This window comes from Pseudomonas sp. MYb185 (assembly GCF_002979975.1).
Lineage (GTDB): Bacteria > Pseudomonadota > Gammaproteobacteria > Pseudomonadales > Pseudomonadaceae > Halopseudomonas.
On sequence record NZ_PCQD01000015.1, the window covers coordinates 17,996 to 38,230 of the forward strand.

General features: G+C 61.5%; 15 protein-coding genes. 9 read left to right on the top strand and 6 right to left on the bottom strand.

Translation table 11 applies throughout. The annotated features are described in order from the left end of the window. Positions 1 to 95 precede the first annotated feature (95 nt). The 7 genes from pqqA to CQ007_RS17010 all read left to right on the top strand — a co-directional run bounded on the left by pqqA (position 96) and on the right by CQ007_RS17010 (position 7,852). Entirely contained in the window at positions 96 to 167 is a 72-nt protein-coding gene (gene pqqA, locus CQ007_RS16980) for a pyrroloquinoline quinone precursor peptide PqqA (RefSeq protein ID WP_063607997.1), read from the top strand. 69 nt (positions 168 to 236) lie between these two features. Beyond that, positions 237 to 1,148 (top strand): pyrroloquinoline quinone biosynthesis protein PqqB, encoded by a 912-nt coding sequence (gene pqqB, locus CQ007_RS16985; RefSeq protein ID WP_105647060.1) that lies wholly within the window; start codon positions 237 to 239, stop codon positions 1,146 to 1,148. A gap of 10 nt (positions 1,149 to 1,158) precedes the next feature. Then, a complete protein-coding gene (pqqC, locus tag CQ007_RS16990) occupies positions 1,159 to 1,911 on the top strand; it encodes a pyrroloquinoline-quinone synthase PqqC (RefSeq protein ID WP_105647030.1) in 753 nt (250 codons plus the stop codon). Beyond that, positions 1,908 to 2,186, top strand: a complete 279-nt coding sequence (gene pqqD / locus CQ007_RS16995) for a pyrroloquinoline quinone biosynthesis peptide chaperone PqqD (RefSeq protein WP_105647031.1) — start codon at positions 1,908 to 1,910, stop codon at positions 2,184 to 2,186. The genes pqqC and pqqD overlap by 4 nt, the downstream gene beginning before the upstream one ends. Continuing rightward, complete coding sequence (gene pqqE, locus CQ007_RS17000) at positions 2,158 to 3,318, top strand: pyrroloquinoline quinone biosynthesis protein PqqE (RefSeq protein ID WP_105647032.1); 1,161 nt, start codon at positions 2,158 to 2,160, stop codon at positions 3,316 to 3,318. Before pqqD ends, pqqE begins: the two co-directional genes overlap by 29 nt. Further along, positions 3,284 to 5,164, top strand: a complete 1,881-nt coding sequence (locus tag CQ007_RS17005; protein WP_105647033.1) for a S9 family peptidase — start codon at positions 3,284 to 3,286, stop codon at positions 5,162 to 5,164. The genes pqqE and CQ007_RS17005 overlap by 35 nt, the downstream gene beginning before the upstream one ends. An 87-nt stretch (positions 5,165 to 5,251) precedes the next feature. After that, a complete protein-coding gene (locus tag CQ007_RS17010) occupies positions 5,252 to 7,852 on the top strand; it encodes an insulinase family protein (protein ID WP_105647034.1) in 2,601 nt (866 codons plus the stop codon). 5 nt (positions 7,853 to 7,857) lie between these two features. Here the strand turns inward: CQ007_RS17010 and CQ007_RS17015 are convergent, their stop codons facing one another. After that, positions 7,858 to 8,280: a group II truncated hemoglobin gene (locus CQ007_RS17015; protein WP_090539970.1), complete on the bottom strand. Its 423-nt coding sequence runs from the start codon at positions 8,278 to 8,280 to the stop codon at positions 7,858 to 7,860. A 105-nt stretch (positions 8,281 to 8,385) separates the two neighbouring features. Then, on the bottom strand, positions 8,386 to 9,312 hold the full coding sequence (locus tag CQ007_RS17020) for a lysine exporter LysO family protein (protein WP_105647035.1): 927 nt from the start codon (positions 9,310 to 9,312) through the stop codon (positions 8,386 to 8,388). Between the two features lie 298 nt (positions 9,313 to 9,610). Here CQ007_RS17020 and CQ007_RS17025 point away from each other — a divergent pair, with 298 nt between their 5' ends. Then, entirely contained in the window at positions 9,611 to 10,900 is a 1,290-nt protein-coding gene (locus CQ007_RS17025; RefSeq protein WP_105647036.1) for an integrase, read from the top strand. Between the two features lie 55 nt (positions 10,901 to 10,955). On the opposite strand, the gene tpx is transcribed toward CQ007_RS17025, so the two are convergent. Genes tpx through CQ007_RS17040 form a run of 3 tightly spaced genes read right to left on the bottom strand, consistent with a single transcriptional unit; the run spans position 10,956 to position 16,909 of the window. Then, the gene (gene tpx, locus CQ007_RS17030) at positions 10,956 to 11,456 is read right to left on the bottom strand and encodes a thiol peroxidase (RefSeq protein ID WP_105647037.1); all 501 of its coding nucleotides are present in this window, start codon (positions 11,454 to 11,456) and stop codon (positions 10,956 to 10,958) included. A gap of 30 nt (positions 11,457 to 11,486) precedes the next feature. Then, the gene (locus tag CQ007_RS17035) at positions 11,487 to 15,206 is read right to left on the bottom strand and encodes a translocation/assembly module TamB domain-containing protein (protein ID WP_105647038.1); all 3,720 of its coding nucleotides are present in this window, start codon (positions 15,204 to 15,206) and stop codon (positions 11,487 to 11,489) included. Then, positions 15,203 to 16,909, bottom strand: a complete 1,707-nt coding sequence (locus tag CQ007_RS17040; protein ID WP_105647039.1) for an autotransporter assembly complex family protein — start codon at positions 16,907 to 16,909, stop codon at positions 15,203 to 15,205. Before CQ007_RS17040 ends, CQ007_RS17035 begins: the two co-directional genes overlap by 4 nt. 168 nt (positions 16,910 to 17,077) lie before the next feature. Between CQ007_RS17040 and xthA the strand changes: the two genes are divergently transcribed. Then, positions 17,078 to 17,893, top strand: a complete 816-nt coding sequence (gene xthA / locus CQ007_RS17045; RefSeq protein WP_105647040.1) for an exodeoxyribonuclease III — start codon at positions 17,078 to 17,080, stop codon at positions 17,891 to 17,893. 50 nt (positions 17,894 to 17,943) lie between these two features. On the opposite strand, the gene clpA is transcribed toward xthA, so the two are convergent. Further along, positions 17,944 to 20,211, bottom strand: a complete 2,268-nt coding sequence (gene clpA, locus CQ007_RS17050) for an ATP-dependent Clp protease ATP-binding subunit ClpA (protein WP_105647041.1) — start codon at positions 20,209 to 20,211, stop codon at positions 17,944 to 17,946. Positions 20,212 to 20,235: the final 24 nt, after the last annotated feature.

Below are 20,235 nucleotides of genomic sequence, written 5' to 3' on the forward strand. Positions count from 1 at the left end.
GGTAGAGAAAGCTGTAGATGTATGGTTCAAGTACGTAACGAGTTTGTCGGCAGGTGTCGGCAAGCTTGAGCTATCAATCACCGGAGGACTCTATTATGTGGACAAAACCCAGCTATACCGATCTGCGCATTGGTTTTGAAGTCACCATGTACTTCGCCAACCGCTAAGCGCAAGCGCACTGCCTGGCTGGTTTGCACCTCGAACCGGTCTGGCAGCTGCGCCCCGAGGCTCATACCATGCTGATTCATATTCTGGGCTCTGCTGCTGGTGGCGGTTTCCCGCAGTGGAACTGCAACTGCCGTAATTGTGATGGCTTGCGCAAGGGGCGGATCAATGCCCGGTCACGCACCCAGTCGTCCATTGCGCTATCCGATGGTAGCGGCAGTTGGGTGCTATGCAATGCTTCACCCGATATCCGTACGCAACTGGAGCAAACGCCGGTATTGCAACCCGGCCGTCAGTTGCGCGATACCGCCATTGGTGGAATCGTGCTGATGGACAGCCAGATCGATCACACCACGGGGCTGTTGACCCTGCGCGAAGGTTGCCCCCACCAGGTCTGGTGCACGGAGATGGTCCATCAGGACCTGACTACCGGCTTTCCGCTGTTCAATATGCTGGAACACTGGAATGGTGGCTTGCAGTGGAACCGCATCGAACTGGATGAAGGCTTCAGCGTTCCCGCCTGTCCGGCTCTGCACTTCACCCCGATCCCCTTGCGCAGCGCCGCGCCGCCCTATTCGCCGCATCGCAACAACCCGCATCCCGGGGACAATATCGGCTTGTTGGTGCGCGATAGCAACACCGGCGGGGTGCTGTTCTACGCACCTGGCCTGGGCCAGCCCAGCAGCCAGGTGCGAGACGCCATGGCCATGGCCGACTGCCTGCTGGTCGATGGCACGCTCTGGCGCGAGGATGAAATGCGCCACGCTGGCGTGGGAACCAAGCTGGGCAGCGAGATGGGCCACCTGCCGCAGAGTGGGGAGGGCGGGATGATCGAGCTGCTCGGTGCATACCCGCAGAGCCGGCGGGTGCTGACCCATATCAACAACACCAACCCGATTCTGGACGAAGACTCGGCCGAACGCGCGGAGTTGACGCGCCACGGCATCGAGGTTGCCCATGATGGATTGCTGATCAACCTGTAAGGAGAGCAGCATGTCAGTTGAACCGATGAGCCGTGCGGCATTCGAACAGGCCCTGCGTGACAAGGGGCGCTATTACCATATCCATCATCCGTTCCACATTGCCATGCATGAGGGGCGCGCCACTCGGGAACAGATTCGCGGCTGGGTCGCCAACCGCTTCTATTACCAATTGAACATTCCGCTAAAGGATGCCGCCATCCTCGCCAACTGCAGCGATGCCGCTGCGCGTCGGGAGTGGGTGCAACGGATCATCGACCACGATGGTACCGCCGAGGCCGGCGGCGGTATCGAAGCCTGGTTGCAGTTGGGCGAAGCAGTCGGCTTGAGCCGGGCAGAGCTGCTTGACCAGCGCCATGTATTGCCCGGTGTGCGCTTTGCCGTGGACGCCTATGTCAACTTCGCCCGCCGCGCCGGCTGGAAGGAGGCCGCCAGCTCATCACTGACCGAACTCTTCGCGCCGCAGATTCATCAGTCGCGGCTGGACAGCTGGCCGGAACATTATCCCTGGATCGATCAACAGGGCTATCGCTACTTCCGCCGCCGTCTGAGCGAAGCACGCCGGGATGTGGAACATGGCCTGCGGATCACCCTGGACCATTACCAGACCTTCGAGGCCCAACAGCGCATGCTCGAGATCCTGCAGTTCAAGCTGGATATCCTGTGGAGCATGCTCGATGCCATGTCGATGGCCTATGAGCTGGGCCGTGCACCGTACCATACGGTCACCGATCAGCCTGCCTGGCACCGGGGGATCGCTCTGTGAATACACCGTCGCTGACAGTTGTGCCGATGTTCAGACCGGGCTACCGGATGCAATGGGAGCCTGTGCAGGACTGCCATGTGCTGCTCTACCCCGAGGGTATGGTCAAGCTCAATGACAGTGCTGCCGAGATATTGAAACGGGTCGATGGTCAACGCTCAGTCAATGAGATCATCGCTGAACTGCAAGCCAGCTTTCCGTCTGCATCCGAGCTGGATGCAGACGTTCTGGCCTTTATCGGGGAAGCCCATGAACAACACTGGATCCGTTTTCGCTGACAGCCAGCCCCGGCCCGAACAGGGACCACCGCTGTGGCTGCTGGCCGAACTGACGTACCGCTGCCCGTTGCAGTGTCCCTACTGCTCCAATCCGCTGGAATTTGCCGAGCACAAACAGGAACTGAGCACCGCGCAATGGATTGATGTGTTCAGTCAGGCACGAGCGCTGGGTGCCGCCCAGCTGGGTTTTTCCGGTGGTGAGCCGCTGGTGCGGGAGGACCTGGCTGAGTTGATCGGTGCGGCGCGGGAAATGGGCTATTACACCAACCTGATCACCTCCGGCATGGGATTGAATCAGTCGCGCATCGAGCAGTTCCTGGAGGCAGGGCTGGATCATATCCAGATCAGCTTTCAGGCCTCGGACAGCGAGGTGAACAACATGCTGGCCGGCTCGCGCAAGGCCTTCGATCAGAAACTGGCGATGGCCCGGGCGGTCAAGGCTGCCGGCTATCCCATGGTGCTGAACTTCGTTACCCACCGGCACAATATCGACCAGATCGAGAAAATCATCGAGTTGTGCCTGGCACTGGAAGCCGACTTCGTGGAGCTGGCCACCTGTCAGTACTACGGCTGGGCCCACCTGAATCGCGCCGGCCTGCTACCGACCAAGGCGCAGCTGGATCACGCTGAAGCCGTGACCAACCGCTACCGAGCCCAACTGGCGGAGCAGGGCCACCCCTGCAAGCTGATCCTGGTGACCCCCGACTATTACGAGGAGCGACCGAAAGGCTGCATGAACGGATGGGGCAATATCTTCCTGACCATTACCCCGGATGGCACGGCCTTGCCTTGCCATAGCGCCCGGCAATTGCCGGTGACCTTTCCCAGCGTCAGCGAATACAGCCTGTCGCATATCTGGTATGACTCCTTCGGCTTCAATCGCTATCGGGGCGATGACTGGATGCAGGAGCCCTGTCGCTCCTGTCCCGAAAAACACCAGGATTTCGGCGGTTGCCGCTGTCAGGCTTATATGCTGACCGGGGATGCGACCCAGGCCGATCCGGTGTGCAGCAAGTCACCGCACCATCACCAGATACTGTCCGCCCGGGCCGAGGCCGAACTGCCCCAGCCACCGATCGAGGAACTGACCTTTCGCAATGAACGCACCTCCAGAATCATCTGCAAGGTCTGAGCGGGCCGGACGCTGGCGCAGTGATTTTTCCGCTGCCGATGCGGTGGCCGCGGGCACCGATTACGCTGACCTGACCTGCGATGAGCAGCGGGTGCTGTGGGTCGAGTTTTTCCCAGGGGAGGGACGCAGCGCGGTAGTCGAGTGGACACCCAGGGGCACACGGCGCCTGACGCCGCCCGGCTACAGCGTGCGCAGCCGGGTCTACGAGTATGGCGGCGGCGCGTTGTGTCTTGCCGGCGATGGTCTGGTGTTCGTCAACGAGGCGGACCAGCAGCTCTATCACCAGCGGTTCGATGACCTGTCCTGTACCCAACTGAGCTGCGCTGTCGATTGCCGCTACGGTGGGCTGGTGTTTGACCCGGTACATCGCCGTATCATCGCCGTGGAGGAACAGCATGGTGGCAGTGAGGTGGCTCACCGACTGGTAGCGATCGATCTGCGTGGTATCCGGCATCTGCTGGCCGAGGGTGCGGACTTCTACAACAGCCCCTGTCTCAGCCCCGATGGCCAGCGCCTGGCGTGGATCGAATGGCAGCGCCCCGAGCTGCCCTGGACCAGCAGCACCCTGTGCTGGGCCAGGCTGGACAGTCAGGGGCTACCGGGCGATGTCGAGCGCATGGGACATGATGAGTCGCTGCAGCAGCCACTATTCAGTGACCGCGGTGAGCTGCTGTGCCTGACGGATCGCACTGGTCACTGGCAGCCCTGGCGGCAGTTGGCCGACCAGCAATGGCAGCTGCTGCCGTCACGGGCTGCCGACCACGCGCCGGCGCCCTGGCAGCTCACCCCCAGGCATTATCTGGCCTTGCCGGATGCTTGGCTGGCGCTGAGCTGGAGCGAGCAGGGCTATGGCCGTCTGGCTCTGCGCCATGCCGATCGGGGTGAAGAGCGACTGCTGGCTCAAGGTTATACGCGCTTTCGCGGGCTGGCCTGCAACAGCAACAGCCTGTTCTGCCTGGCCAGCTCACCGGACTGCAGTGCAGCTGTACTGCGCATTTCCCTGGATAGCGGGGAGGTCAGGGTCTTGGCCCAGGCGTCCAGTACATTGGGCTCGGAAGATATCTCCCGCCCCGAACCCATGGCTTATCCAACCGCGCAGCAGGAGATTGCCCATGGCTTCCATTATCCGCCATGCAACAGCCAGGCAAGACTGTCGACCGATGAACTCCCACCCCTGGTGATCTTCACCCACGGCGGGCCGACCTCGGCCTGTTATCCGGTACTGGATAACCGTATCCAGTACTGGACCCAGCGCGGTTTTGCCGTCGCCGACCTGAATTATCGTGGCAGTGTCGGCTTCGGCAGGGCCTATCGGCAGCGGCTGCAGGGTAACTGGGGCGTGACCGATGTGGAGGATGTGCTGGCGGCCATTGAGCATCTGGACCAGCGTAAACTGATCAATCCAGCACGTGTGTTTATCCGCGGCCAGAGCGCCGGCGGTTTTACCACACTGAACAGCCTGGTCAGTGCCAGCGGGCGCTTCCGCGCGGCGGGCAGCCTGTATGGTGTGAGCGATCCCTTGCAGCTGCGCAGCGTCACCCACAAGTTCGAGGCCGACTATATCGACTGGCTGATCGGCGCCCCCCATGAGCAGCCCGAGCGCTACCAACAGCGCTCGCCGCTGGCCCAGGCTGCAGCCATCAGCACACCGACGATTTTCTTCCAGGGCATGCAGGACGCGGTGGTGCTGCCGGCCCAGACCGAGCAGATGGTCGCGGTATTGGAAGAGCAGGGCGTAGCCGTGCAGTACGTCAGGTTCGAGGAGGAGCGTCATGGTTTTCGCCAGCCCGACAGTTTGCGACAAGTTCTAGAAAAGGAATTAGCCTTCTACCGTATGTATCTGTAATGACTGAACTGCTCGGGGTGTAGCGCCCCTGCGCTACGCCTGCAGCGCTGCCGCCCCGAATGCCTCTCCGGAGAACATAGAGCCCCCATGCAAAGTCTGGAACTACCACGCCTACCCAACGATGGCCGGCACTACCAGCTCTACATAGCCTCGAACGGACTGCTCTGCCTGCTGGTCAGTGACCCCATGGCCGATGCCGCCAGCTGCGTGGTCCAGTTCCGCGTGGGCAGTCACGACGAGCCGGAACATCTCCCCGGCCTGGCGCACCTGCTCGAACATATGCTGTTCATGGGTTCGGCGGATTACCCCCAGGCCGGCTCATTTCCGCAATTGGTAAGCCAGTGGTCCGGGCGCTTCAATGCTAGCACCGCAGCGCAGCGCACACGCTACCATTTCAGCGTCACCCCGGCCGGACTCGATGCCTGCCTGGCCCAATTGACAGACATGCTGACAGCCCCCTTGTTGTCCCCTGAGGCAGTGGCCGCGGAACGCCAGGTGATCGATGCCGAGTTTCATACCCGGCTGGCGGATGACGCACTGCACGAGCAGGCTGCCCTGGGCCAGGTCTGCAACCCGGCCCATCCCCTGAGCCGTTTCAGTGCAGGCAACCTCAGCACTCTGGGGCTTGAACCCGAGGCTCTGGCCGAAGCGCTGCGGGCGTTTCACAGTCGGCATTACCAGGCGGCGAATGGCTGCGTACTGATCCATGCGCCACAGCCCATGGCAGAGCTTCAATTGTTTGCCGCCCGGCTGGCTGAACGCCTGCCTGCCAAACCTCAAGCGCCACGTCTCAGCCCTGGGCCACTCTTTGCGCCACAGGCATTACCCGGCCTGTTGCGTTGGCAGAGTTGCGCCCAGCAGAACCAGTGGCTACTGCTCTTTGCATTGAACAATGTGCAAACCGGGCAGGGCGCCAGCGCCCTCGGCTGGCTATGTGAATGGCTGGCCAGTCCAGCGCCTGCCGGCGCGCTTGGCTGGTTACGCAGGCAGGGGCTGATTGCCCAGCTGCAGGTCAGCACCCAGCATTACACCGACCAGCAAAGCTTATTGCGTATCGAGCTTGACCCATTGATCGGGGACAGTGACTATCCCGCGCTGCTCAATGGCTTCTTCTCCTGGTTGACGGCACTGAGACTGACCCCGATACCAGCCTGGCCACAGGCTGCCCGGCAGCAACTCGCCGATCAGGCTTTTGCCCATGGCCTACGGGGGGAGCCGTTGCACTGGCTCACCATGCAGGCCGAGCGCACCCTGTACCAGCCACCGGAACAGATTCTGGAAAGTACCGGCCAGTGGGCTGGACTTGATCAGCCATCCTGGCTTGGGTTGCTTGAACAGCTGCAACCCGAGAGCGTCCTGCTCGTCCAGAGCCAGAAGGACGAGACCGCCTTGCCGCAACAAGCGGCCTGGACGCGTACCCACTTCGCCTTCAGCCCCTTGAACTGGCAACCCGTCGCAGGCCACGGTCAGGCGCTGGCCGAGGCGGATTGGCCGATCTGGGCAGTTGCCGAGCCGGAAGCTGAATGCCACGCCGGGGCCGACTGCGACTCACTGCCAGGATTGCGCAGCATCCCTCTGCCGATCAAGTCCGAGGGGCAGGGCAGAGATACTGTCCGTCTTGCCTGGTGCTGGCCAGAGGGGCGACTGGATCGTTACCAGCGGGACAGGCTCAAAGTCCTGTGGAACCTGCAGACCGAGCCATTACATGGCTGGGCTAGCGCCTGTGGTATCAGCCTGGCGTGGCAGGATCAGGCAGGTCTGATCTGGCTTGAATTGCAGGGTCCGCGGCAAGGACTCCGGGCGGGTGTCGCCGCAGTGGTAGCGGCGCTGGCCCGGCAACCCGATCCGACCCTGCAGCATCTGGCCGAGCATCGCCATCAAAGGAATCTCAACGAGCGCCGGCAGGCGCTGCCTGCCTACCGCCTGCTGGAAGAGCTCGATATCCAGCTGAACCCGACACCGAACAATCCCGACAGTGCACAACCAGCAGCCGCTCAGGTAGCCTGGCTGTATCCCCAGGAGTGGCAGGCAGAGTGGCTCAAGCCGGTAACCACCAGCCTGCAACAGCTCTGCCCGCGACTGGCAGAATCCTTCAACTGGCAGCCCCCTGCGCTGCGCCTGTTGGGGGAGGGCACCACCACCATTCGGGTGGACTGCCAGCACGCTGACCGGGCCTACCTTCTCTATTGTCAGGCCGGCTCAAGCAGCCTGGACCAGCGTGCCAGCTGGCAACTGCTGCACCAGCATATCGGCGCGTCCTTTTTTGACCAGCTGCGTACCCGCCAGCAACTGGGTTACTGGGTCGTGGCCCGTTACCACGAAGTGGCTGGAACCCCGGGGCTCATCCTGTTGGTGCAATCGCCCACTCACGATCATCAGCAGATCGAGATCGCCGTGAGCAACTGGTTGGAGAGCGAGCGCAAGCGCCTGGCTGAACTGCACTTTGCGCAGATCCGACACCAGGCGCAGCAGCTGGCAAGTCATCTACGCGCGCAGTCCCGTTCGCCATCTGGTCAGCTGGAGCTGCATTGGGCCCAGGGGCTGGGACTGCCTGGTGCAGCGGTGAACGGCGTCTGTACAGCCCTGGAGCAACTCACCCCAGCGTCATGGGCAGAAACGCTGGATGACTGGCTACTACAGAGACCACGCCGGCTGCGCTTGCTCAGCCGGCCAGCACAGGAAAACTGAGCGAATCATACGCCGGGTTTGCGCTGCACTGCGACGACACGCTCGGCGGGCACCCGCAACTGGCGCAGCAGATATTCCTTGAATTCGGGCGTGTAGGGCTGCAACTCGATCGCCTGAGCCATACAACCCAGCCAGGCGTCCCGCTCAGCCTCGCCAATCGGCCAACTGGTATGGAACATGGGAATACTGATCGAACCGTAACGCTCCTGGAACAGTTTGGGCCCGCCCAGCCAGCCGCTGAGGAAGCAGGCCAGTTTGTCCCGGGCAAGGGTCAGATCCTCGGCATGCATGGCCCGAATGGCACGGGCGGGTTCCCAGCTATCCATGATCCGGTAGAAATCATCCACCAGTTGGCGAATGCCTTCGATACCCCCAGCGGCCTGATAGGAAGCGTCCTGAGTACCGTACATGGGTGGTTGAGCAGACATGTCTTTCCTCTCATCAGCAGTCCAGTGGCAGCGGTCACATGGCCTCTGCCTGTCGGGCTACAGTCTATCAACAAAGGAGCGCCATTTTGCCGGACCTTTGTTGCGTCAGACAAAACTGAGGAAGAACAGCATGAAGAAGGGCGCAGCAATGGTCAGAATCAGACCGCTGATGATGGCGGTGGGCACATATTCGTAATGGCAAGCCTGGCGCACAAAGGGCAGGGTGGTGTCCATGGCGGTTGCACCGCAGACACCGATACTGCTGTTGGCAAAGTTGCGCCCCAGCATGAACACCACGGTCAGGCCGATCAGTTCGCGCATCAGGTCGTTGAGCAGGGCTACGCTGCCATAGGCCTCGCCCAGGTATTGTCCAGCCAGGGCGCCGGACAGGCTGAACCAGCCAAAACCGGTGCTCAGGGCCAGGGCCACGGCCAGCCGCTCACCGGTAAGCCAGCTCAGCAGCACACCAGCCAGCATGGAGGCCAGCATCACCAGCAGCGGGATTTTCAGCACACGTGGGGCCAGCCAGGAGCGGCTGATGGTAACCTGGGCCAGGTCCAGACCGATCAGGAACAGCAGGGCGTAGAGCCACCAGGAAATGTTCAGCAGCACCGCGCCAATGCTGTTGTCATGCCATTGCAGGCGCCAGGCAAAGGCACCGAGCAGAACCAGCCCGAAGGCGATCAGGCACTCCTTGACCGGATACCAGAGTCCCCGCCAGCCACCGGGACTGTCTGCCTGCGCGGTGCCGGGCCGGTTCAGCGGCAGGAGGCAGACAAATACCACGGCACTGATGGTAAAGGCATAGATCGCCGCCTGCTTCAGCACCTGCATGCCCGAGGCGAGACTGCTGAAGGCCGCGCCCGAATCCAGGCCGATCACGAACAGAATTATCCAGACCACGGGGGTGATGCAGCGGATCAGCGGTTTCACAACAGGCTTGGGCAGTCGCTTGCCCACCGCATAACCGACCAGCAGGGACAGCAGTATGGGCAGAATGGCTGCGAGGATATTGGATAGCTGGGCGGACACGTAGCAGGACTTTAACCGGAAAATGGAAAGGAGGAAAAACCGCAGTGGTTTTCAGCATGCCATCAAGGGCGCGAACTATAACGCACAGAGGGCTTGGTTTGTAGCCATGAGGGGCTGGCATACCCAAGGACCCATCCGGATAAATATGCGATTTAACATAATATAGATTATGCGAACATACGGGATCCCGCCCAGACATCCCGCTTCCTGTTTCCGATATTAGCCATTATCGGATATCGCGCATGTGTTAATCTGCGTGCCTGCGCATATTGCTGTCGGCTTATGGACCTTTATATCCATGTCTCAACCTGTCCCATTATTTGATACCTACAAAACCTTCGAGTCCCTGACTCGTCACAACCTGGATGCCGAACTGCCTGCTGTGCTGGCGACGCTCGATCGATTCCCGAATCCCACCGAGGCCGTGGCTGGCTATTCGGTGGTCAAGCTGTTCCTGAAATCCTATGCGGCGAATCAGGCAACCTTCAATAGCTATCGCACCCACGTTGAACGTCTGCTGCTGTGGTGCTTGCTGGTGCGTAGAAAGCCCATCCTGCATCTGCGTCGTCAGGATGCTGAAGATTTCCTGGAGTTTTGCCTCAATCCACCTGAAAACTGGGTTGGCCCTGGAACCAAGTCCCGGTTCTTGCGCATTGGTGGCCGCAAGAAAGCGGACTCCGATACCTTTGAGGTCAACCCCGAATGGCGGCCATTCAATTACACCGTCGACAAGGCCACCCGCAAGCTGGCCGATGAAAACAACTCAGGCATGCCGGAGATCCAGGGTTACCAGATGTCGCAGACGACCATCGCCCAGGTATTCACTGTCTGCGGCAGCTTCTATCAATTCTGTATCGATGAGGATTACACCGATGCCAACCCTTTCCGGGCAGTAAAACAGAAATCCAGATACAAGCAGAGCGTGGTCTCTCAGGTCACCAGCCGCTCCCTGACCCAGCTGCAATGGGAGTTCGTGATCGAAACGGCTGAGCAGTTGGCCGATCAGGAGCCTGAACTTCATGAGCGTACGTTATTCATTCTTGCCACGCTGTTTTCCATGTACCTGCGAGTATCGGACCTGACTGGACGGGATAACTGGCGACCCACCATGGGTAGTTTCAAGAAGGCCGGCGATAACTGGTGGTTCCATGTTGTGGGCAAGGGCAACAAGGCGGCCAAGGTGAGCGTGCGGGACAGCTATCTGCCTTACCTTGTGCGGTATCGCACCAGTCTGGGGCTGACCGACCTGCCCTACCCTGGCGAACAAACGCCGCTGCTGTCATCTCTGGATGGCCGCGCCGGCTTGTCTGACCGGCGGATTCGCGAGCTGATCCAGCAGGTATTCGATATCGCGTGCGAGCGCATGATCGAGGAAGGTCTGCAGCAGGATTGTGATGCTTTACGCGCAGCCAGTTTGCACTGGTTGCGGCATACATCTGCGACACTGGATGCGCCGTTCAGGGACATGAAGGATCTGCAGGCGGATCTACGCCACGAAAGCCTGTCCACCACCCAGGACAGCTATTACGATTCGCTGGATGATCAGCGCGCCAACTCGATCAAGGGCATTCCGATCAAGGGCCGCTGAACAGCAAGAGGCCGCATTCAAGCGGCCTCCTGTATCCTGAGTGTGACTATAACGCTCAGGACAGCGCAGCCAGCGCCTTGTCATAGTCGGGCTCATTGCCGATTTCCGACACCAGCTCGCTGTGCAGCACCTTGTCGTTCTCATCCAGCACCACCACCGCGCGTGCAGCCAGGCCAGCCATGGGGCCACTTTCGATGGCTACGCCGTAGTTGCGGATGAACTCGGCGCCACGCAGGGTCGACAGGTTGGTCACGTTTTCCAGCCCTTCAGCGGCGCAGAAGCGGCTCTGGGCGAACGGCAGGTCTGCAGAGATGCACAGCACGGCGGTGTTGGGCAGGCTGCTGGCCTTGGTGTTGAAAGTGCGTACCGAGGTAGCGCAGGTCGGCGTATCGACGCTGGGGAAGATGTTCAGGATCTTGCGCTTGCCGGCGAAAGACGACAGGCTCACATCGGACAGGTCCTGGCCCACCAGGGAGAACGCCGGGGCGCTATCGCCAGGAGCGGGAAGTGTGCCGCCCACGGTGACCGGATTGCCCCGCAATGTAACATTCGACATGTGAAACTCCTTCAGTCTTGCAGTGATGCATCAGAAATCGATGCGGTAGAAAAAATCCAGTGAGCTGGCCAGGCCACCCACAGCTTCCAGGTACAGGCGCTTGGTCAGATCGTAACGCAGAGCCAGCTGGTTTGCCTGCTCGAACACCCCTACACCATAGCGCAAACTCAGTTTTTCGGTGATGTATCCGGTCGCCACCACACTGGTAGTCAAGCCGCTGCCTTCGGTGTCGAGCTGGAAGTCCTCGATGCCGAGGGAGCCAGCGATATTCTGCGCCAGCGGCGCGCTGCCAGCCATGCCCAGTGCCAGCGCCGCCTGGCCAAGCAGGTTGCTGTCGCCGCCGTCGGCACCCAGTGGGCGACCGAGTATCAGATAGGCCAGGGCCTGCTCCTGGGCCATGGTCGGTTCGGAGAAGACCTCCGACACCGGTGCATCGGCCGGGCCGGTCAGACGCAACCCGGCGATCACGTCATCCACCCGGCGGATGGCCTCGATATCCAGATAGGGTTTGCTCAGCGGCCCGGCGAACAGGATCTGCGCCCGGCGCAACTCCAGCCGCTGGCCATAGCCACGGAAGCGGCCGTCGAGGATGTTCAGGTCGCCGGTGGCGGTCATGTTCTCCCTGACCTGCAACAGCCCACTGAGCCGCCCGGTGAGACCGAAGCCGCTGAAGTGCAGTTGGTCCCCGATGGCCAGGCGGATATCGGCGGTGATGCCCATCGGCAGCTCCTCATCCACTGTTTCCTCGGCGCCGACGATCTCCGCATCGGCCGATACCCTCACGGCCGCCGCTGGCAACTCACGCACGGTGATTTCGCCTTCGGGGATGGCAATGGTACCGGTGAGCTTGAGGTTGTTATCGGCCAGCCCGATGTGCAGGTCAGGGCTGGCCAGCAGATCGGCGTAGGGGTCTACATGGATCGGCAGGTCATTGCCGGTCAGGTCGATATCCACCGCCAGCGAAGGCGCCCAGGCGGCAGTTCCGGCAAGCCTGCCCTGCCCTGCGCCGCTGCGCCACTGGCCATCGATATTGGCCTGCTGCCCGTCGATGCCGATCAGAACCTGCAGTTGTTCGAAACTGACCGGTAGCTCGGGGCCACTGACATGGCCATCACGCAGGCGGATTTCGCCCTGCACCTGGGGTTCGCTGAGGGTTCCGCTCAGCAGACCACTGCCGATCAGGTCGCCAGTGAGGGTGTCCACCTGGGGCAGGAAGGGCCGCAGGACATCCAGTTGCACATCGCTCAACCGGAAACTGCCTTCGAGACGCTGCTCGCCACTGGGGTCGGTAATGTCGGCCTGCGCATCGAGATTGCCGAGCCCGCTGCTGAGCAGTTGCAACTGGGTGCGCGCCCGCCTGGGGTCCAGCTGAGCGCTGAACTCGAGAGTTTCGTATGGCAGTTGCAGTTCCTGCTCCGGATTGCTGACGGTGATCTCGCCATTGCGGCTACTGATCAGCACATTGGCGGTCGGCTGCGCACCGGCCGATTGACGGAACTGGGCATCGGCGTTCAGGCTGGCATTCCAGGCGAAATCTTCGGGCAGCCACGGTTGCAGCGAGGCCAGGGGGAAATCACTGAGCTGCACATGCAACTGCCGATCAGGCATCAGCCGCTGTTCGCCATTGAAACACAGTCGGCTGTGCTGATGGCTCCAGCAATGCCCGCCGAGCCGCAGATCGCCATTGGCCAAGCGGTAACTCAGCGTAGCCGGGTTGTCCAGTTGCCAGAGCATCTCGTCGCTGGCGATGCTGCCCGTATTCAACTGGCCTTGCCAGCGCTCGTCGGTAAGACGGCCGGACAAGTGCGTATCCAGTTCGACGATGCCGCCCTGGAGGTCGACGGCCAGGCGATGCGACGCCTTGTTGCCCTCGGCGGACAGATTGAGATCACCCAGCCGGGTATCACCACTGCGCAGTCGGGTTGCCGACAGGTTCAACGCACCGGGCAGCTGTTCATTGAAAGTGACGTTACCGTCCAACGCCAGTTGGGCCAGACCGAAGTCGTCGTAGCCTACCCGCTCGCCGCGCAGGTCCAGGGTCAGCTTCGGCGCATCGGCGGCGCCCGACGCCAATGCGGTACCGCTCAGGCTGCCAACCAGCCCGGGCCACAGGGTGCGCAGTTGGGGCAGATTGATATCAAAGCGACCCTCTACCGTGGTGCCCCAGTGCCCGGCACCGGCGATGCGGTTTTCTCCCTGGCGCAGCAGCAGATCATTGATCCGCCATTGCCCGTTGGCCCCGGCCAGCGCGCCGGACAGGGCCAGCGGTTGCCTGCGCAGAGTGCCGCCAATGTCCCAGCCTGCGGACAGTTGCAGGTCGCCTTCGCGGATACTGCCTTCGCTGCTGAGCGGACCACTGAGCGAGCCGGGCAGCTCGGCAACGAACATGCCCGGATTCAATTCCTCCAGCAGCAGGTTGGCATTCCAGCTGATGGCGTCCAGCAGGCCTATGACAGCCTGCCCGCTGAGGCGGCCATTGTCCGTCGTCAGGGCCAGGGGCGCGATGGTGATTTCCTCCGGCGTGCCCACCAGCGACAGCGTCAGGTTGGCGGTCTGCTCCGCCACCCCGGTGAGCTGCGCCTGCAGATCGGAGCTGAATCGCTCGCCATGCACCTGGGCCTGCACCCCCAACTGCTGCACTTCCAGCCCCCCGATATCCTGCGGGTATAGCCACTGCCAGGGAAACTGCCGCATGGCCAACTGGGCCTGGGCAGCCAGCTCCTCGCTCCAATCGGCGTCGGCGGACAAGGTCAGATCTCGCTCCGGCTGCTCGGTAACCCAAAGCTGCAGATTCAACCCCGAGATACCGGTAGTCATGACCTGCCCTTGCAGATCAAGGCTGATGTTCCCCCCCTCTCCCGGCAGATTGCCGTTGGCCTGCAGGGCGATACCCTTTTCCAGGTCGCCCTGCAGATCCAGTACCAGATCATCGAGCGTCAGGCTTGGCGGCAAGGATTGCAGTGCCAGGAAGGATTCGCCTTGCCAATGCGCCTGCAGAGGTAGCTCCGCCTGTAACGGATGGACAGTGGCAGTCAGTATGCCGGGCAGGTAGCCGCTGCTACGAGCCTCCAGCTGCAGGTCCGCGACACTGCCGCCGAGGCGGGCCTGCAACTGCCAGGGGCGCTCATCCACGGCGGGCAACTGCAGATCGGCGAGCATGCGCAGCGGCCAGTCGCCACTCATGCGCACATCCCCTTCCACATCCCATGTCAGATCAGGCCCGGTTCCGCTGAACCGGCTGATATGCAATTGATCACCACTTGCCTGAGCCTGCAACAGGATATCGCTGAGTAGCGCCTGTTCGTCATCGAGCCAGATGCTGCCGATCCGCAGTTGCTGCAGCTGTATGCCGAGCGGCAATTGAATGGCAGGCAGGCTGATGTCCTCTCGGGGTTCGCTGGGGCTATCATCCTCGCTGGTGATGACGCTGATGCGTTCGGCGCTGAGCACATCGATGCATACCCGTTTACCGCGCAGGCAACCGGGTGACCAGGCCAGCTCCAGATCTTCGACGGTCACGTCGATACCCGTGTCCGTCCAGCGCAGGCGCGAAAACTGCCATCCCTGCCAGAGCTGACCACCAGTGAAGTCGAGCTCCAGGCGCGGCTCCAGTTCAGGCGCCTTGTTCATCAACCAGCGATTGACTCCCTCGTTGGACAGCAACCCCGCCAGCAGCGCGATCAGCAACAGCGGTACCAGCAGCAGGATCAGCAGGCCGCGCAACAGGGCCTTGAGAAGAAAGCGCCTCACAGCTCTGCCCCCATGGAAAAGTGGATTCGGAAACCTTCATCCGGGTCGCTCACCGACCTGGCCAGGTCCAGGCGTATCGGGCCGACCGGGGAAACCCAGCGGATACCCACGCCGGCACTGGTCTTCATCGGGTCCTTCCAGCTGTCCACGGCATTACCATGATCGACAAAGGTTGCAACACGCCACTTCGGCTTGAACTCGTACTGGTACTCCGCGCTGGTGGCCAGCAGATAGCGCCCCCCTATGCGGTCGCCGGTGTCATCGGTGGGGGCCAGGGTGCGATAGTCATAGCCGCGCACGCTCTGGTCACCACCGGCGAAAAAGCGCAACGAAGCAGGTACGCTGGCAAAACCGTTACTCGCTATCCCGCCGGCCTGGGCACGGGCCAGAAAACGATGGTTGTCCCACAGGGTATACAGACCCTTGGCGGACATGTTCAGCCTGACGAAGTCGATATCCGAGATTATCCCCTCCTTGGCGCCTTGCAGGTCCATCATCAGGCTATAACCCCGGCTCGGGTCCATGGTGTCATCGCTGATGGTGCGCTGGAAACCCAGGCTGGGGATCAGCAGTGTACTGTGACCCGAGTCGTTACCCAGGGAGTAGCGCTCCTGCTCCAGGCGCAGCCCTATGCTGCGGTTCCAGCCATTGTCCAGCCGCCGCTGGAACAGGCCGCCGACTACCAGGCTCTCGCTTTCGGTATCGTCGATGTCCTCCCGCTGCCAGCCGGTAAAGAAACGCAGGTGGCTGGATTGCGGTGGGGTCAACGGGATCTGATACCAGGAGGATACCTTCTGCCGTGGTCCGGACAGCTCCAGCTCGGCGCCACGGCTATGGCCCCGGGAGTTGAGCCAGTGCTGGGTCCAGTCGGCCTTGGCGCGCGGACCCACGTCCGTGGAAAAGCCACCACCAAAGCCCAGGGTATGCTGGTTGCGGGCCTTGAGATTGACCTGTACCGGAATCTCGTTATCCACCGCCAGGTTCGGTGGCGCCGATACCTGTACCGCTTCGAAATAGCCACTGGAGAGCAGCTCACGGTTGAATTCGGCGATCAGGTCGGAGTCGTAGGGCACCCCAGGGCGAAATGGCACCATGCGTTGCAACAGGTCCGGATCGAACGGCGTATCGGAAAAGCTGACATCTCCCAGCCGATAACGCTCGCCGGTGTCATAACGCAGGATGATGTCGGCCAGATACTGATCGACGTCGATCAGTAGTCGGTTTTCGAGAAATTCGGCGGAAAAGTAACCATAGCGCAGCGCCTGGTTTTCCAGCAGGGACTTGGTATCTTCGTAGCGGCCATGGTGTAACTGGGCGCCGGGCATGAGATAGCGGCTGCGCGGGAAGCTGAAGTACTCGGTATCGCGCCCGGCTCCGGTGATATCGAGGGTTACCTCGTCCAGCAGCACCGGCTCGCCGAGAGTTACCTCCAGCACCAGGACCGGCTCGGTCTCACTGCCAGTGACTCGCGGCCGTACTCGCGCATGGTAGTAGCCGAGCGCCTGCAGCGCACTGAGTGCCTGTTCGCGACTGGAACGGGCCAGGCGCCACATGGCCTGACGGCTGTCCGCGGAAATGGGACCGATATAAGCTTCGATATTTCTTCTGGCCGGGTCGTTGCGCGGTTCTATCCTCACTTCCAGCTCAGCGTACACCGCCGAGGTAAGCAGGAGCAGCACCGCCAGCACAAAAAAACGAACCATGTTCTCTTCCAGCAACTAAGGGGCTAGGGTCTGCCGAAGCGGTAGCGCGCACAATGCCATCTCGCGGCCATGCTGAAACATCAACGGACCTGCAGGTGATGCTAACATGCACACCGTTTCAGGCCGAGCATTGCTGCGGCTTTTTCGATCTCTTATGACAGGTACGCAATGAAAATAGTCTCTTTCAATATCAATGGGTTGCGGGCAAGGCCTCATCAATTGCAAGAGGTTGTCACGCAACATGCACCCGATGTGATAGGTCTGCAGGAAACCAAGGTGGATGATCCGGCCTTTCCGCTGGAGTCGGTTCAGGCATTGGGCTATCACGTGCACTTTCATGGCCAGAAAGGCCATTATGGCGTTGCCCTGCTGACCCGGCAGGAGCCGTTGTGGGTACGCAAGGGCTTTCCGGAGGATGGCGAAGCGGCACAATGCCGGATGATCAGCGCTGCGCTGCCCTGTGCTGACGGTCAGCCCCTGATCGTCTTCAACGGCTACTTTCCCCAGGGCGAGAGTCGCGCCCACCCGATCAAGTTCCCGGCCAAGACCCGTTTCTATGCCGACCTGCAGGCCCATCTGGAACAGAGCTTCAGCCCCGAGCAACGGATCGTGGTGATGGGGGATCTGAACATTTCGCCGCAGGACTGTGATATCGGTATCGGTGAAGCCAATGCCAAGCGCTGGCTGCGCACCGGCAAGTGCAGCTTCCTGCCCGAAGAGCGTGAATGGCTGCAGAAGCTCAAGGACTGGGGGCTGGTCGACACCTTCCGTCATATGAATCCTGCCGTCGCCGATCGTTTCAGCTGGTTTGACTACCGTAGTCGCGGTTTCGAAGACGACCCCAGACGCGGGCTGCGTATAGACCTGATCATGGCCAGCCAGGGACTGATCGAACACTGCGTCGATACCGGTATCGATTACGCTATCCGCGGGATGGAAAAACCCTCGGATCATGCGCCGATCTGGGCGCAGTTCAAGCTCTGAGTCCTGACCGGGCGGGGGCTGATGCCCCGCCCCGCCCGGCCCGACTCGGATCAGGCCATTTCCTCCTCGGGCACATCCAGTACCAGTTCGCCGTCACGCAGCGTGACGTGCACCGTGCCGCCATGCTCGGCCAGCTCGCCGAACAGGATCTGCTCGGCCAGCGGCCGCTTGATCTTGTCCTGGATCAGGCGTGCCATGGGCCGAGCACCCATCAGCGGGTCGTAGCCGTGCTCCACCAGCCAGTCGCGGGCGGCATCGTCCACATCCAGCAGCACGTGCTTGTCCTCCAGCTGTGCCTGCAGTTCGGTGAGGAACTTGTCCACCACGAACTTGACGCTGGCGTGACTGAGCCGGCCGAACTGGATGATGGTATCCAGGCGGTTGCGGAACTCCGGGGTGAAGGTCTTCTTGATGACCTCCATGGCGTCGGTGGAGTGATCCTGGGTGGTGAAGCCAATCGAGGACCGTGCCATGGACTCGGCACCGGCGTTGGTGGTCAGCACGATGATCGCATTGCGGAAATCGGCCTTGCGCCCATTGTTGTCGGTCAGGGTGCCATGATCCATGACCTGCAACAGCAGGTTGAAGACCTCTGGATGCGCCTTCTCGATCTCGTCCAGCAGCAGCACGCAGTGCGGTGTCTTGTTCAGGGCTTCGGTAAGCAGTCCGCCCTGATCGAAACCGACATAGCCGGGCGGCGCCCCGATCAGCCGGGACACGGTGTGCCGCTCCATGTACTCGGACATATCGAAGCGCACCAGCTCCACGCCCAGGCTCTTGGCCAACTGACGGGTGACCTCGGTCTTGCCGACCCCGGTGGGGCCGGCGAACAGGAAGGAGCCCACCGGTTTGTCGGCTGACTTGAGTCCGGCACGGGACAGCTTGATCGCCGTGCTCAGCGCATCGATGGCCTGGTCCTGACCGAACACCACCAGCTTGAGATCGCGCTCGAGGTTCTTCAGCAGCTCCTTGTCACTGGTGGACACGTGCTTGGGTGGGATGCGCGCGATCTTGGCAACGATGGCCTCGACCTCGGCAACGTCGATGCATTCGGGCCGCTCTTCCTGCGGCTTCAGCCGCTGGTAGGCGCCCGCCTCGTCGATCACGTCGATCGCCTTGTCCGGCATGTGCCGGTCGTTGATATAGCGATCGGCCAACTCGGCAGCAGCCTTCAGCGATTCGTCGGTATAACGGATGCCATGGTGATCCTCGAAGCGGCTGCGAAGCCCCTTGAGGATCTGGATGGTATCGCTGACCGAGGGTTCGACCACATCGACCTTCTGGAAGCGCCGCGCCAGGGCGCGGTCCTTTTCGAAGATGCCGCGAAATTCCTGGAAGGTGGTGGAGCCGATGCAACGTATCTCTCCCGAGGACAGCAGCGGCTTGAGCAGGTTGGAGGCATCCATCACCCCGCCGGATGCCGCACCAGCACCGATGATGGTGTGAATCTCGTCGATGAACAGCACCGCGTGGGGCCGTTTCTTCAGCGCCTTGAGCAAGGCCTTGAAGCGCTTCTCGAAGTCTCCACGGTATTTGGTACCCGCCAGCAGAGCGCCAAGGTCCAGCGAATACACCACTGCCTCGGTAAGAATGTCCGGTACTTCGCCATCGACGATACGCTTGGCCAGCCCCTCGGCGATGGCAGTCTTGCCCACCCCCGCCTCGCCGACCAGCAACGGATTGTTCTTGCGCCGGCGTACCAGGATCTGCGCCACGCGCTCGACCTCGGCAGCACGACCGACCAGCGGGTCGATCCGCCCCAGCCGGGCCTGTTCGTTCAGGTTGCTGGCATAGGCTTCCAGAGGGTTGTTCGCTGCAACGGTTTCACCGCCCTCTTCATCCATGCTTTCCTGGTCGACCTGCATGCTCTCGCTGTCGTCGGCCACCTTGGATATGCCATGGGAAATGAAGTTGACGATATCGATGCGGGCAATATGCTGCTGCTTGAGGAAAAATACCGCCTGGCTTTCCTGTTCGCTGAAAATCGCCGCCAGCACGTTGGCGCCGTTGACCTCGCCCTTGCCCGAGCTCTGTACGTGGAATACCGCGCGCTGCAGCACACGCTGGAAACCCAGAGTGGGCTGGGTTTCCCGTTCGCTGTCCTGGACGGGAATCAGGGGCGTGGTGGAATCGATAAACTCGGACAACTCCCGGCGCAGGCGCTCCATATCCGCACCGCAGGCGCGCAGCACCGCAATGGCAGCCTGGTTGTCGAGCAAGGCGAGCAGCAGGTGCTCGACCGTCATGAATTCATGGCGTTTATTGCGGGCATCCTTGAACGCCAGGTTCAGGGTGATCTCCAGATCTCTGTTAAGCATAGTGCCCCCTCATCATGCGACCTC

Bases quoted from the DNA above. Each gene is read 5' to 3' on its own strand.
- tpx (WP_105647037.1), bottom strand. From the start codon at position 11,456: ATGTCGAATGTTACATTGCGGGGCAATCCGGTCACCGTGGGCGGCACA.
- pqqE (WP_105647032.1), top strand. From the start codon at position 2,158: ATGAACAACACTGGATCCGTTTTCGCTGACAGCCAGCCCCGGCCCGAA.
- CQ007_RS17025 (WP_105647036.1), top strand. From the start codon at position 9,611: ATGTCTCAACCTGTCCCATTATTTGATACCTACAAAACCTTCGAGTCC.
- pqqB (WP_105647060.1), top strand. From the start codon at position 237: ATGCTGATTCATATTCTGGGCTCTGCTGCTGGTGGCGGTTTCCCGCAG.
- clpA (WP_105647041.1), bottom strand. From the start codon at position 20,211: ATGCTTAACAGAGATCTGGAGATCACCCTGAACCTGGCGTTCAAGGAT.
- CQ007_RS17010 (WP_105647034.1), top strand. From the start codon at position 5,252: ATGCAAAGTCTGGAACTACCACGCCTACCCAACGATGGCCGGCACTAC.
- CQ007_RS17005 (WP_105647033.1), top strand. From the start codon at position 3,284: ATGAACGCACCTCCAGAATCATCTGCAAGGTCTGAGCGGGCCGGACGC.
- CQ007_RS17015 (WP_090539970.1), bottom strand. From the start codon at position 8,280: ATGTCTGCTCAACCACCCATGTACGGTACTCAGGACGCTTCCTATCAG.
- CQ007_RS17040 (WP_105647039.1), bottom strand. From the start codon at position 16,909: ATGGTTCGTTTTTTTGTGCTGGCGGTGCTGCTCCTGCTTACCTCGGCG.
- pqqC (WP_105647030.1), top strand. From the start codon at position 1,159: ATGTCAGTTGAACCGATGAGCCGTGCGGCATTCGAACAGGCCCTGCGT.
- xthA (WP_105647040.1), top strand. From the start codon at position 17,078: ATGAAAATAGTCTCTTTCAATATCAATGGGTTGCGGGCAAGGCCTCAT.